We start from the raw sequence: 13,221 nt of genomic DNA, 5'->3' as shown, positions 1-13,221 counted from the left end.
CATCATGGAAACGACTGTAAGAAAACAAAAGAAAAATTTAGAAACGAAGAAACCATCAATTTACTCTTTACAACTTCATGAAATGCAAGATTGGTTAAAGGAACAAGGAGAACCGAAGTTCCGTGCTGGACAAATTTTTGATTGGTTATATAAAAAACGTGTAAAAAATTATGAGGATATGTCAAACCTTTCTAAAGGATTGCGTGATAAATTGTCGAATTCTTTTGATATTACTACTTTAAACACGTTAGTAAAACAAACGTCTTCGGATGGAACAATTAAATTCTTATTCCAATTATATGACGGATATTCTATTGAAACGGTATTAATGCGACACGAATATGGAAATTCCATTTGTGTAACAACGCAAGTTGGTTGTCGTATTGGGTGTACGTTCTGTGCTTCGACACTTGGTGGATTAAAGCGAAACCTAGAAGCTGGAGAAATCGTAGCGCAAGTAGTAGAAGTTCAGCGCGCGCTTGATGAAACAGAAGAACGTGTAAGTTCTCTTGTTGTTATGGGGATTGGAGAACCATTTGATAACTATGATAATTTAATGGGATTCTTACGCATCATTAACCATGAAAAAGGACTTCATATTGGAGCGAGACATATGACTGTTTCGACGAGTGGAATTATCCCGAAAATTTATAAGTTTGCTGAAGAAGATCTACAAATTAATTTTGCGATTTCATTGCATGCTCCAAACTCAGAATTACGTTCAAAATTAATGCCGATTAACCGTGCTTATAAATTACCAGATTTAATGGAAGCTATTAAATACTATGTAAATAGAACAGGGCGTCGTATTACTTTTGAATATGGATTATTTGGAGGAGAAAATGACCAAGTAGAGCATGCTGAAGAGCTTGCTGCGCTCTTAAAAGGTGTAAAATGTCATGTGAACTTGATTCCGGTAAACTACGTACCTGAACGTGATTATGTACGTACGCCACGTGAACAAATTTTCTTGTTCGAGAAAACGTTAAAAGATCGTGGAGTAAATGTAACGATTCGCCGTGAACAAGGTCATGATATTGATGCAGCCTGCGGTCAGTTGCGTGCGAAGGAGCGCAAAGAAGAGACGAGGTGACGAGATGAAAGCCGTATTTCTATCGGATAAAGGAAAAGTTCGTCAACATAATGAAGATAGTGCAGGAGTTTTTCACAATTTAGATGGAAATGTATTAGCGGTAGTAGCAGATGGAATGGGAGGTCATCGAGCTGGTGATGTAGCTAGCTCGATGGCCATTCAATTATTCCATGATTATTGGAAGCAAACACATAATATGAATGAGCCGAAAAAAGTAGAACAATGGTTACATACTAGTGTTGGGATTATTAATGAGCGTATATATGAATACGCTCAGCAAAATGCAGAATGTAATGGTATGGGAACAACGCTTATAATAGCTGTTTGTACACCAAGCTTTGTGACAATAGGGCATATAGGAGATAGTCGTTGCTATATGGTATCAGAAGGAGAAATGACGCTAGTAACGGAAGATCATTCGCTTGTAAATGAGCTTGTGAAACATGGTGAAATTTCAAAGGAAGACGCAGAGTATCATCCGAAAAAGAATGTGTTATTAAGAGCATTAGGAACAGAAGAAAAAGTTGGGTTAGATGTTAAAACGTTGGTGATTGAGGAAGATGATCAATTACTTCTTTGCTCTGATGGGTTATCAAACAAAGTTTCTATTGATGATATGCGACAAATTTTACAGTTAAATGAACAGCTTGAAGGTAAAGGGCAGTGTCTCATTCAATTGGCAAATGATCGCGGTGGAGAAGATAATATCACACTTGTTCTTATTGATTATGCGGGTTCGACAAACGAAAGTAGGTGAAGTGCAACGTGCTGATTGGAAAACGCTTAAATGACCGTTATAAGCTGCTGAAAATGATTGGTGGTGGCGGAATGGCCAATGTATATTTAGCTCATGATGATATACTTGGCCGAGATGTAGCGGTAAAAATATTAAGACTCGACTACTCAAATAACGAAGAGTTTATTAAACGTTTCCATCGAGAAGCGCAGTCTGTTACAACGTTGTCGCATCCAAATATTGTGAATATGTATGATGTCGGAGAAGAAGATGGTATATACTATCTTGTTATGGAATATGTACCAGGGCAAACATTGAAGCAATACATAATTGAGCGAGGGATGTTACCTATAGGAGAAGCTCTTGATATTATGGAGCAGTTAACATCCGCTATGGCACATGCCCATCATTTTGAAATTGTGCATCGTGATATAAAGCCGCACAATATTTTAATTCGAGCTGATGGAATAATAAAAGTAACAGATTTTGGAATTGCGACAGCTACAAGTGCAACAACAATTACACATACAAATTCAGTGCTTGGTTCAGTCCATTATTTATCACCAGAACAGGCACGTGGCGGGATAGCAAATAAACAATCAGATATCTATTCTCTTGGGATAGTTATGTTTGAATTGTTAACAGGAAGACAACCGTTTTCTGGCGAATCTGCTGTTGCCATAGCTTTAAAACATTTACAAAGTGAAATCCCATCACCAAAAAGATGGAATGAAAATATTCCGCAAAGTGTTGAAAATATTATATTAAAGGCAACTGCAAAAGATCCGTTTCACCGATATCAATCTGCCAATGCGATGAAGCGAGATATTGAAACTGCGCTATATCCAGAGAGGATAAATGAGCAACCATTTTACATACCGGAAGATATGGAAGCGACGAAAGCGATTCCGATTATTCAACAAGAACAATTATTTGAAAATGTAAGTGATGAAACGATTGTTTTAAAAGGGAGTAAGGTGGAAGAACCGATAAGAGCAGAAGCAGCTGAGTTAGATAAGAAGAAAAAACGGAGTAACAAGTGGCTTAAAGCTTTAATTTCAACATTTTTATTTTTAGCAATAGGAATAACATTAGCACTTACGGTTATTCCAGGATTATTTATTCCGAAAGATGTGAAAGTTCCTGATGTGGCTGGTATGAAATACACGACAGCTGTAAATACATTAGTAGAAAAGGGCTTTGAGGTGACGGAGCCTAATATTGTATATACAGATGATGTTGAAGTTGGGGATGTAATAAAAACGGACCCTGTAGCAGGAAGAGTCGTAAAAGAAAACGCTAAAATTACTATCTATCAATCAGGTGGAAAAAAGAAAAGTAAGATGGCAAATTTCACAGGTCAAAACTTTGAGAGTGTAAAAGCTGAGTTAGAAGAAAAATATAAACAAGTTACGGTAAATTATATTGAAAATGATAAGCCGAAAGGTGAAATTGTAGAACAAATTCCGACGCCTGATCAGATGGTTATAGAAGCGGAGCAAGAACTGAAAATCTGGGTAAGTAAAGGGCCTTATCAAATTAGACCAGGTGACTTTTCGGGGTGGACTGAAAATAGTGTAACTGGTTATTTGAATGAGAGAAAACTAACGTCAGATATAAAACGAGAGTATTCAGATACAGTCGAAAAAGGACTTGTAATTTCGCAATTTCCAAAACCAGGTACACCATTAAAAGAGGGAGATAAAGTAACTATTATTATCTCTGATGGTCAAAAGCCTAAAGTGACTAAAACGGTAAAAGTGGACAATATCTCTATCCCATATGAGCCTGCTGTAACAGGTGAAAAAAAGCCGCAAACAATAGAAATTTATAAAGAAGACATGCAGTAAAAAATGGATAGACCGGTTGAAACGAGAACAATTACTGAATCAGCGACTATTTCTTTAGAATTTGTAATTCAAGAAGGTTCAAAGGGACACTATAAAATTGTACGGGATGGAGTAACGATTATTGATAAAGAAGTACCATATCCAACTCAATAATAGTGAAAGTCTACTTATTATTATTGCCTGTTATGCTGTCTACAAAGTGGACGGTATAGCAGGCAAAAATATATGATTCAAAAAGCTAGTAAAGTGATGCAGCTGTAAATATTTTTTTGCATTTAATGGGAAATTCAATGTATATTAGCGAAAGTATATATGGTAGGTTTTGAAATCGTTATTTGGAAAATTTAAATCCATTCATTTTTAAATTCAGCATCACCTTATACAAAAAAGGAGAATTCTATGCCAGAAGGAAAAATTATAAAAGCTTTAAGTGGGTTTTATTACGTGCAGCATGAAGAAGGGGTTACGCAATGTCGTGGGCGAGGTGTATTTAGAAAAAATAAAATTACACCACTTGTAGGAGACCAAGTTGTTTTTCAGGCAGATAATCCAACTGAAGGTTATGTGCTTGAAGTGTTTGATCGAAAAAATGAACTTGTTAGACCTCCTATTGCTAATGTCGATCAAGCGATCCTTGTGTTCTCTGCAGTAGAACCAGATTTTAATCCTGGACTGTTAGATCGATTTTTAGTGCTGATTGAATATCATAACATTAAGCCAATTATTTGTATTAGCAAGATGGATTTAGTAGATGAAAAGATGAAAGCAACTGTTGAAGCTTATGCGAATGATTATCGTGAGATGGGTTATGATGTTTTATTTACTTCTATTAATACGTCAGAAAGTATTGATATATTAAAACCATACTTAGAAAATTGTGTTTCTGTCGTTGCGGGTCAATCTGGTGTTGGGAAATCTTCAATGCTTAATGTGCTACGTCCAGAATTAGAGCTGAAAACAAATGATATTTCCTCCCATTTAGGACGCGGGAAGCATACGACAAGACACGTAGAATTAATTGCAATTGGGAGTGGACTAGTAGCAGATACACCGGGTTTTAGTTCACTAGATTTCATTGATATAGAAGTAGAAGATCTTACATATTGTTTTCCAGAGTTGAAAGAAGCGAGCCAATACTGTAAATTTAGAGGGTGTACACATCTTTCTGAACCGAAATGTGCGGTGAAAGCTGCGGTTGAAGAAGGGAAGATTACAGAATATCGCTATAAGAACTATAAACAATTCGTAGAAGAAATTAGAGAGAGAAAGCCGAGGTATTAGTTATGATTAAAATTGCACCATCGATTTTATCAGCAGATTTTTCAAAATTAGGGGAAGAGATTAAAGATGTAGAAAAGGGCGGAGCGGATTACATTCACGTTGACGTAATGGATGGACATTTCGTACCAAATATTACGATTGGACCGTTAATTGTAGAAGCAATCCGTCCGATTACATCATTACCATTAGATGTACATTTAATGATTGAAAATCCTGATAACTATATCCCGACTTTCGCACAAGCGGGAGCGGATATTATTACTGTTCACGTAGAGGCGTGTCCGCATCTACATCGTACAATTCAGTTAATTAAATCTCATGGTATTAAAGCGGGCGTTGTATTAAATCCACATACGCCAGTTTCAGTGATTGAGCATGTATTAGAAGATATAGATATGGTATTACTTATGACAGTAAACCCTGGATTTGGTGGACAGAAGTTTATCCATTCTGTATTACCGAAAATTAAACAAGTTGCAGACATGGTGAAAGAGCGCAATCTAGAAGTAGAAATTGAAGTTGATGGTGGTGTAAATGCTGAAACAGCAAGACTTTGTGTGGAAGCAGGAGCAAATGTACTTGTAGCTGGGTCAGCAGTATACAATCAAAAAGACCGCGGTGAAGCAATTCGCGTAATTCGTGGGTAGTGATGAACTTTTATCCTAGTAAGGTATTTATAGGATAGGATAAAAATATGTAAAAAGGCAATCTACCGAATGGCAGATTGCCTTTTTACAATGGAAGGAGAAGAAAAAATGATTATTCATATTTTGGCAGGAGGACCTTCGGAATATTGCGCAGATTTTGCTCGATACGAGAATGAGGAAGTAGTGTGGGCAGCGGTTGATAGGGGAGTATACCGTCTATTAAAGAAAGGGATTATCCCGGCTGTTGCGTTTGGAGATTACGATTCAGTTACTGAAGAAGAATTAGTATGGATGGGACAGCAAACGAACGAATTACATATTGTTCCGCGGGAAAAAGATCAAACGGATTTAGAAATTGCAATCAACTGGGCATTAGAACAGAAGCCGGCACTAATTCGTATTTTTGGTGCTACTGGTGGAAGGCTTGATCACGGTTTGGCAAATATACAGATGCTTTTAAAAGGGTTAGAAGTAGAGATAGAAATGTGTATTGTGGACAATAAAAATGAAATAACAGTTAAAAAAATGGGTACACATATAATTGAAGAAAATAAAAATTTTCCTTATGTATCTTTTGTACCAGTTACTGAAATAGTGGAAGGGATTACATTGTTTGGTTTTAAGTACCCTCTTACTAATAAAACAATAGAGTGGGGATCAACACTTTGTATTAGTAACGAACTCGTTGAGGAAAAAGGTACTTTTTCATTTACTTCTGGCATATTAATGTTGATAAGAAGCACTGATTGAAGAAACAATTTTGCTCCTTACATCATATAGTGACCAAGTGGAGTAATGGGGATTAGGAGGGAAACCATGAGATTTTATACAATTAAGTTACCTAAATTTCTTGGTGGAATAGTTCGTGCAATGTTAAATACCTTCAAAAAAGATTAAAAAAAGCACCTATCACCGGTGCTTTTTCCATTGTTATAGTAAAAAAAGAGCCTATCGGCTCTTTTTTTTATTATTAAACACGTTCGATTTTGCCAGATTTTAATGCTCTAGCAGAAACGTAAACACGTTGAACTTTTCCGTCGATGCGTACGCGAACTTTTTGAAGGTTAGCGCCCCACTTACGTTTTGTAGCGTTCATTGCGTGAGAACGAGAGTTACCAGAACGAGCTTTTCTTCCAGTAATAGCACAAACACGAGCCATTTATATTTCCCTCCCTTGATACCTTACCATACGTAATTTTTCAATGTTAGTCTTTTATGCGATGCTAAAAACACTACTATAATTTAACACAACTAAAAAGAGAATGCAACACCGTAGAAAAAAGAAATCAAGAAAATTTACTTGACACTATATGTCAATGAAGAAAAGTTGAAATCCATAAAAATTGCTTGACATATTATAGTGGTACATGTTGTATAATAACAATGGACTATTTTGCTCATCATAAAAAAGTGTAATTTAAAACATAAAATATGAGAGTGAAAAGAAAGAACGATGGAATTTTCTTTAAAAAGATTATATGATAGTAACTAAAGTAGTCTAGCTCACTTTCACCATTTATGAAGGGGGAAACGAGATGTCAATTGAAATTAAAACGAAGTACGGTCAAATTGATATTAGTACAGATGTAATTGCAACAATTGCTGGAGGTGCCGCGGTAGATTGCTACGGTATCGTAGGTATGGCATCAAAAAATCAGTTAAAAGATGGATTAACAGACATTTTACGAAAAGAAAACTTCACTAGAGGTGTTATTGTTCGTAAAGATGAAGATGAAGTACATATTGATATGTATATTATTGTGAGCTATGGTACGAAAATTTCAGAAGTGGCACATAATGTGCAGACGAAAGTGAAATATACATTAGATCAAACTGTAGGACTAGCAGTAGATTCTGTAAACATCTACGTACAAGGAGTTAAAGTAATAAACTTGTAATGTGCATTAAGGAGGAAAATCTGTGTCAATTCAAAAAATTGATGGAAAACGTTTATCACAAATGATCATGCAAGGAGCGAATAATTTAACAAACAATGTTCAGCTTGTTGATGCATTAAACGTATTTCCAGTTCCAGATGGCGATACCGGTACAAACATGAACTTATCTATGACTTCAGGTGCGCGTGAAGTGAAAGCAAACCCTTCACAGCATGCTGGTAAAGTCGGCGTAAGTTTAGCCAAAGGATTATTAATGGGAGCTCGTGGTAACTCTGGAGTTATTTTATCTCAGTTGTTCCGTGGTTTCTCTAAATCCATTGAACAAAAAGAAGAATTAACAACAGTTGATTTTGCTGCAGCACTAGAAGCTGGAGTAGAGGCGGCTTATAAAGCGGTTATGAAACCGATTGAAGGAACGATTTTAACGGTTGCAAGAGAAACGGGTAAATATGCAGTAACAGTTGCGAAAAAACAGCGCGACTTTGTTTTGTTTATGGAAGACGTTGTGAAAGAAGCAAACGCATCGTTAAATCGTACGCCAGATTTATTACCTGTATTAAAACAAGTTGGCGTTGTAGATAGCGGTGGTAAAGGTCTTGTAGTGGTATACGAAGGATTTTTAGCTGACTTAAAAGGAAAAACGATTTCTTCTGATGCACCGACGCAACCATCTATGAATGAAATGGTACGCGCAGAACATCACCGTAGTGTACAAAGCCAATTGAGTACAGAAGATATTAAGTATGGATATTGTACGGAGTTCATGGTGAAATTAGAGGCTGAAAAGGTGAAAGAGCATAATTTCTCTGAACAAAAATTCCGTGAAGATATTAGTGTATATGGTGATTCGCTACTAGTTGTGTCTGATGATGAAATTGTAAAAGTTCATATCCATGCAGAACATCCTGGAGACGCTATGAACTACGGGCAAAAATACGGTAGTTTAATTAAGATTAAAGTAGAAAATATGCGTGAACAGCATACTGCTTTATTAGATGAACCTACTATGGTTCCTGAACAACCAGCTCAATCGAAAGAAAAACAACCATATGGTATCGTAACTATAGCTATGGGGTCTGGTATTAAAACTTTATTTGAGAGCATCGGCGCAACGAAAGTTATCGAAGGTGGTCAAACGATGAATCCAAGTACGGAGGATATCGTGAAGGCAATTGAAGAAGCAAATGCTGAAAAAATCATTATTTTACCGAATAACGGAAATATTGTAATGGCAGCAGAACAAGCGGCATCAGTTGTAGATCAAGAAGTTATTGTTGTTCGTTCGAAAACAGTTCCTCAAGGTATGGCAGCAATGTTAGCATTTAACCCAGTTGGAACGTTAGAAGAGAATGAAGAAAACATGCAAGAAGCTTTATCTCATGTGAAAACAGGTCAAATTACGTATGCTGTACGTGATACGGAAATTGATGGTGTAGCAATTCAAAAAGATGACTTCATGTGTATTGCAGATGGGAAAATTGTATCTACAAATGCTGAAAAAGTAGGAGCTGCGAAGCAATTACTAGAAGCGCTTATTGATGAAGATTCTGAAATCGTAACGATTCTACAAGGTGAGGATGCAACTGACGAAGAAGTAGCGGAGTTAGTTGAATTTGTAGAAGAGAAATTTGAAGATGCAGAAGTAGAAGTGCATGCTGGAAACCAACCAGTGTATTCTTTCATCTTCTCTGTAGAATAAGATAAGATTCGTTTTGAAAATAAATGGATTACTTACTTGCTAATGGATAAGAAGTAGTAATATGAAGTTTATTACTAGTTTTTATTCAAAAGGCTAGCATATTGAAGAGAGAAAAGAGCCTTGCTGCTAATAGTGAGGCTCTTTTTTACTTGTTTTCTATAAGGGATTTGAGTAGTTTCTCTTAGAATGCCTATGATAGAATATATAAGGTGAAAGAGAGCGATTACAGATGCTAATTGGTACTCAAATAAAATGCAATAAAGAAAATAATGTGACGGGGTGTGAGAATCTTGAATGATGTTGTACAAGTTCCTGTTACGGATGTAAAGGGGATCGGAGGAGAAACATCTGAGTTACTACATGAGATGGGTATTTACACAGTTTCTCATCTATTAGAACATTTTCCATACCGTTATGAAGATTATGCGATGAAAGATCTTGCTGAAGTAAAGCATGATGAACGTGTAACGGTTGAAGGGAAGATTCATAGTGCTCCTTTGCTGCAATATTATGGTAAGAAGAAATCGCGTTTAACAGTTCGTGTTCTCGTCGGTCGTTATTTAATTACGGCGGTATGTTTTAATAGGCCTTACTATAAGCAAAAATTAAAGTTAGATGAAACGGTAACGATTACTGGTAAATGGGATCAACATCGTCAAACAATTGCTGTATCAGAACTTCATTTTGGGCCGGTTGTACGTCAACAAGAAGTGGAACCTGTTTATTCAGTAAAGGGGAAACTTACAGTAAAACAGATGCGTCGTTTTATTGCTCAAGCGTTAAAGGAATATGGAGATTCTATAGTCGAAGTGTTACCGGATGGTTTGTTAGGGCGATATAAATTATTACCAAGATATGAAGCGCTTAGGGCATTGCATTTTCCGGTAGGACAGGAAGATTTGAAGCAAGCGCGTCGCCGTTTTGTATATGAAGAATTTTTCTTATTTCAGCTGAAAATGCAAACGCTCCGGAAAATGGAGAGGGAAAATTCAAAAGGGACGAAGAAAGAGATTCCCTCAGTAGAATTACAAGAATTTATCGATGCACTGCCGTTTCCATTAACGGGTGCGCAGCGCCGAGTTGTAGATGAAATTTTGAAAGATATGACATCTCCTTATCGGATGAACCGACTATTGCAAGGTGACGTTGGTTCTGGGAAAACAGTTGTTGCTGCGATTGGCCTTTATGCATCGAAATTAGCTCATTATCAAGGTGCTTTAATGGTTCCTACAGAAATTTTAGCTGAGCAACATTATCAGTCGCTTGCTGAAACGTTTTCGCATTTTGGTATGAAGGTGGAACTGTTAACAAGTTCTGTTAAAGGTGCGAGACGTCGAGAAATTTTAGCGAAGTTAGAACAAGGAGAAATAGATATTCTTGTTGGAACGCATGCCTTAATTCAAGATGAAGTTATATTTCATAGGTTGGGTCTCGTTATTACAGATGAACAGCATCGATTTGGTGTAGCGCAGCGCCGAGTTTTACGGGAGAAAGGTGAAAGTCCAGATGTATTATTTATGACAGCGACACCAATTCCGCGTACGCTTGCAATTACTGCATTTGGAGAGATGGATGTTTCGATAATCGATGAGATGCCAGCAGGTAGAAAGGTGATTGAAACATATTGGGCAAAACATGATATGTTAGATCGCGTTCTCGGTTTTGTTGAAAAGGAGATAAAAAAAGGAAGACAGGCATACGTTATTTGTCCTCTAATTGAAGAATCTGAGAAACTTGATGTGCAAAATGCTATCGACTTACATAGTATGCTGACGCATCATTACCAAGGGAAATGCCAAGTTGGATTGATGCATGGGAGATTATCGTCTCAGGAAAAAGAAGAGATAATGGGACAGTTTAGTGAAAATAAAGTGCAAATTCTTGTATCGACAACAGTTGTTGAAGTAGGTGTGAACGTACCGAATGCGACTGTAATGGTTATTTATGATGCAGAACGTTTCGGTTTATCGCAGCTTCATCAGCTTAGAGGGCGTGTCGGCCGTGGTAGTGAACAATCATATTGTTTATTAATAGCAGACCCTAAATCAGAAACAGGGAAAGAAAGAATGCGCATAATGACTGAAACAAATGATGGATTTGTATTGTCAGAAAAAGATTTAGAATTACGAGGTCCTGGAGATTTCTTTGGGAGTAAGCAAAGTGGCTTACCAGAATTTAAGGTTGCTGACATGGTACATGATTATCGAGCGTTAGAAACAGCAAGGCAAGATGCGGCGATACTAGTAGATTCAGAAGCGTTTTGGCACAATGATCAGTACGCTGCCTTGCGTACGTATCTTGATGGGACAGGTGTGTTCCAAGGAGAGAAGCTCGATTAAAGGGAGTCAACAAAAGTTTTTGTTGCATTCTACTTTTAATGATTATATACTACTGTTAGTACCTAGTCATAAAAATGGATGGTGCGGTATGAAAAAAAGAAGAAGTAAAAAAGAAAGACAAGAGTTATTACAACAAACAATCGAATCAAATCCTTTTATTACGGATGAAGATTTAGCGGAAAAATTTCAAGTGAGTATACAAACAGTACGACTTGATCGTATGGAATTGTCTATTCCTGAATTAAGAGAGAGAATTAAACATGTAGCTACAAAGCAACATGAAGAAGATGTGAAATCTTTACCGTTAGAAGAGGTTGTTGGAGAAATTATTGATATTGAATTAGATAGACATGCAATCTCTATCTTTGAAGTAAAGGTAGAACATGTATTTAAAAGAAATCAAATTGCCCGTGGGCATCATCTGTTTGCACAAGCAAACTCACTAGCTGTTGCGGTTATTGATGAAGAATTAGCTTTAACTGCAAAGTCTACCATTCGATACATTCGCCCTGTAAAATTAGGAGAGCGTGTTGTTGCAAAAGCGCGCGTTGAAGATGTAGAGAATGATAAGGGACGGACGGTTGTCAAAGTGCGTAGCTTCGTTGGAGAAGAACTTGTTTTTACAGGCACTTTTGAAATGTATCGATCTAGTAATTATAGTGAGGAAGGTAACAACTTATGAAAATCGCAATAGATGCAATGGGCGGAGATCACGCTCCAAAGGCTGTAGTATTAGGGGCAATGAAAGCTATTAAGGAATATTCTGATTTACATATTACGTTAGTAGGGAAAGAAGAGGAAATTCGTCAATACTTAACGAGTGATGAACGAATTACTATTCTTCATACAGACGAAAAAATAGAATCAACGGAGGAACCAGTAAGAGCGGTTCGTCGAAAAAAACAAGCTTCAATGGTGCTTGCGGCACAACAAGTAAAGGATGGAGAAGCAGACGCTTGTATATCCGCAGGTAGTACAGGAGCTTTAATGGCAGCTGGATTATTTGTTGTCGGTCGTATGGAAGGAATTGAGCGACCAGCTTTATCGCCTACAATGCCGACTGTAGATGGAAAAGGTTTTGTTATGTTAGATGTTGGAGCAAATGTTGATGCAAAACCAATTCATTTATATCAATATGCAGTAATGGGATCTGTTTATGCTGAGAAGGTAAGAGGAATTGAAAATCCTCGCGTTGGACTATTAAACGTTGGAACAGAGGATGGAAAAGGAAACGAGCTTTCAAAGCAAGTATTTGCAATGCTTAAAGATGCGCCAATTAATTTCGTTGGGAACGTTGAATCAAGAGATTTATTGCAAGGTGTAGCAGATGTTGTTGTATGTGATGGTTTTACAGGGAATGTAGCGTTGAAATCATTAGAGGGAACAGCACTTGCGCTATTCTCTATGTTGAAAGAACAATTAATGAGTTCATTTACGAGCAAATTAGCAGCGGCGGTATTAAAGCCAAAACTTATGGTATTAAAAGATAAAATGGATTATTCGGAGTATGGCGGAGCTGCATTATTTGGATTGAAAGCACCTGTCATTAAGGCTCACGGTTCTTCTAATGACCAGTCGGTATTTAGTGCGATTCGTCAAACGAGAGAAATGGTAGCGAAAGAAGTAATTCCTACGATTTCAAGCGTAATGGAGAAAGAGTCACTCCAATAAGAGGAGG

Annotated in this window: 12 protein-coding genes and 1 pseudogene; 12 read left to right on the top strand and 1 reads right to left on the bottom strand. The window is 37.0% G+C overall.

Going from position 1 to position 13,221, the window contains the following annotated elements; genetic code table 11:
- Positions 1–4: 4 nt before the first annotated feature.
- The 7 genes and pseudogenes from rlmN to spoVM all read left to right on the top strand — a co-directional run bounded on the left by rlmN (position 5) and on the right by spoVM (position 6,504).
- A complete protein-coding gene (rlmN, locus tag MR169_RS12770; protein WP_000450541.1) occupies positions 5–1,093 on the top strand; it encodes a dual-specificity RNA methyltransferase RlmN in 1,089 nt (362 codons plus the stop codon).
- 4 nt (positions 1,094–1,097) lie between these two features.
- Positions 1,098–1,850, top strand: a complete 753-nt coding sequence (locus MR169_RS12765; RefSeq protein WP_000648703.1) for a Stp1/IreP family PP2C-type Ser/Thr phosphatase — start codon at positions 1,098–1,100, stop codon at positions 1,848–1,850.
- An 8-nt stretch (positions 1,851–1,858) separates the two neighbouring features.
- Positions 1,859–3,832 (top strand): annotated as a pseudogene (gene pknB / locus MR169_RS12760) (Stk1 family PASTA domain-containing Ser/Thr kinase).
- Between the two features lie 246 nt (positions 3,833–4,078).
- The gene (gene rsgA, locus MR169_RS12755; RefSeq protein ID WP_001113932.1) at positions 4,079–4,960 is read left to right on the top strand and encodes a ribosome small subunit-dependent GTPase A; all 882 of its coding nucleotides are present in this window, start codon (positions 4,079–4,081) and stop codon (positions 4,958–4,960) included.
- Between the two features lie 2 nt (positions 4,961–4,962).
- The gene (rpe, locus tag MR169_RS12750; protein WP_000589974.1) at positions 4,963–5,607 is read left to right on the top strand and encodes a ribulose-phosphate 3-epimerase; all 645 of its coding nucleotides are present in this window, start codon (positions 4,963–4,965) and stop codon (positions 5,605–5,607) included.
- Positions 5,608–5,676: 69 nt separating this feature from the next.
- Positions 5,677–6,357, top strand: coding sequence for a thiamine diphosphokinase (locus tag MR169_RS12745; RefSeq protein WP_033683160.1), 681 nt, complete (start codon positions 5,677–5,679; stop codon positions 6,355–6,357).
- Positions 6,358–6,423: 66 nt separating this feature from the next.
- Positions 6,424–6,504, top strand: coding sequence for a stage V sporulation protein SpoVM (spoVM, locus tag MR169_RS12740; RefSeq protein ID WP_001213599.1), 81 nt, complete (start codon positions 6,424–6,426; stop codon positions 6,502–6,504).
- Positions 6,505–6,577: 73 nt separating this feature from the next.
- Here the strand turns inward: spoVM and rpmB are convergent, their stop codons facing one another.
- Positions 6,578–6,766 carry a 50S ribosomal protein L28 gene (gene rpmB, locus MR169_RS12735; RefSeq protein ID WP_000124776.1) on the bottom strand — a complete coding sequence of 63 codons (189 nt, stop codon included), beginning with the start codon at positions 6,764–6,766 and terminating at the stop codon, positions 6,578–6,580.
- 376 nt (positions 6,767–7,142) lie between these two features.
- On the opposite strand from rpmB, the gene MR169_RS12730 reads away from it, so the two are divergent.
- The 5 genes from MR169_RS12730 to plsX all read left to right on the top strand — a co-directional run bounded on the left by MR169_RS12730 (position 7,143) and on the right by plsX (position 13,214).
- Positions 7,143–7,505: an Asp23/Gls24 family envelope stress response protein gene (locus MR169_RS12730; protein ID WP_000021109.1), complete on the top strand. Its 363-nt coding sequence runs from the start codon at positions 7,143–7,145 to the stop codon at positions 7,503–7,505.
- 22 nt (positions 7,506–7,527) lie between these two features.
- Positions 7,528–9,204 (top strand): DAK2 domain-containing protein, encoded by a 1,677-nt coding sequence (locus MR169_RS12725; protein ID WP_242319482.1) that lies wholly within the window; start codon positions 7,528–7,530, stop codon positions 9,202–9,204.
- 290 nt (positions 9,205–9,494) lie between these two features.
- On the top strand, positions 9,495–11,543 hold the full coding sequence (gene recG / locus MR169_RS12720) for an ATP-dependent DNA helicase RecG (RefSeq protein WP_001000813.1): 2,049 nt from the start codon (positions 9,495–9,497) through the stop codon (positions 11,541–11,543).
- A gap of 88 nt (positions 11,544–11,631) precedes the next feature.
- The gene (fapR, locus tag MR169_RS12715) at positions 11,632–12,225 is read left to right on the top strand and encodes a transcription factor FapR (RefSeq protein WP_000747349.1); all 594 of its coding nucleotides are present in this window, start codon (positions 11,632–11,634) and stop codon (positions 12,223–12,225) included.
- Complete coding sequence (gene plsX / locus MR169_RS12710) at positions 12,222–13,214, top strand: phosphate acyltransferase PlsX (protein ID WP_000684101.1); 993 nt, start codon at positions 12,222–12,224, stop codon at positions 13,212–13,214. The genes fapR and plsX overlap by 4 nt, the downstream gene beginning before the upstream one ends.
- Positions 13,215–13,221 lie beyond the last annotated feature (7 nt).

This window comes from Bacillus cereus group sp. BfR-BA-01349 (genome assembly GCF_022663795.1).
GTDB lineage: Bacteria > Bacillota > Bacilli > Bacillales > Bacillaceae_G > Bacillus_A > Bacillus_A cereus.
The sequence above is the reverse complement of the archived record's forward strand: the minus strand, read 5'-3'. Positions and strand labels throughout refer to the sequence as shown.

Excerpts from the sequence above, each read along its gene's own strand:
- rpe (WP_000589974.1), top strand. The coding sequence starts at position 4,963 with ATGATTAAAATTGCACCATCGATTTTATCAGCAGATTTTTCAAAATTA.
- fapR (WP_000747349.1), top strand. The coding sequence starts at position 11,632 with ATGAAAAAAAGAAGAAGTAAAAAAGAAAGACAAGAGTTATTACAACAA.
- plsX (WP_000684101.1), top strand. The coding sequence starts at position 12,222 with ATGAAAATCGCAATAGATGCAATGGGCGGAGATCACGCTCCAAAGGCT.
- MR169_RS12765 (WP_000648703.1), top strand. The coding sequence starts at position 1,098 with ATGAAAGCCGTATTTCTATCGGATAAAGGAAAAGTTCGTCAACATAAT.
- rsgA (WP_001113932.1), top strand. The coding sequence starts at position 4,079 with ATGCCAGAAGGAAAAATTATAAAAGCTTTAAGTGGGTTTTATTACGTG.
- MR169_RS12730 (WP_000021109.1), top strand. The coding sequence starts at position 7,143 with ATGTCAATTGAAATTAAAACGAAGTACGGTCAAATTGATATTAGTACA.
- rlmN (WP_000450541.1), top strand. The coding sequence starts at position 5 with ATGGAAACGACTGTAAGAAAACAAAAGAAAAATTTAGAAACGAAGAAA.
- rpmB (WP_000124776.1), bottom strand. The coding sequence starts at position 6,766 with ATGGCTCGTGTTTGTGCTATTACTGGAAGAAAAGCTCGTTCTGGTAAC.
- spoVM (WP_001213599.1), top strand. The coding sequence starts at position 6,424 with ATGAGATTTTATACAATTAAGTTACCTAAATTTCTTGGTGGAATAGTT.
- MR169_RS12745 (WP_033683160.1), top strand. The coding sequence starts at position 5,677 with ATGGCAGATTGCCTTTTTACAATGGAAGGAGAAGAAAAAATGATTATT.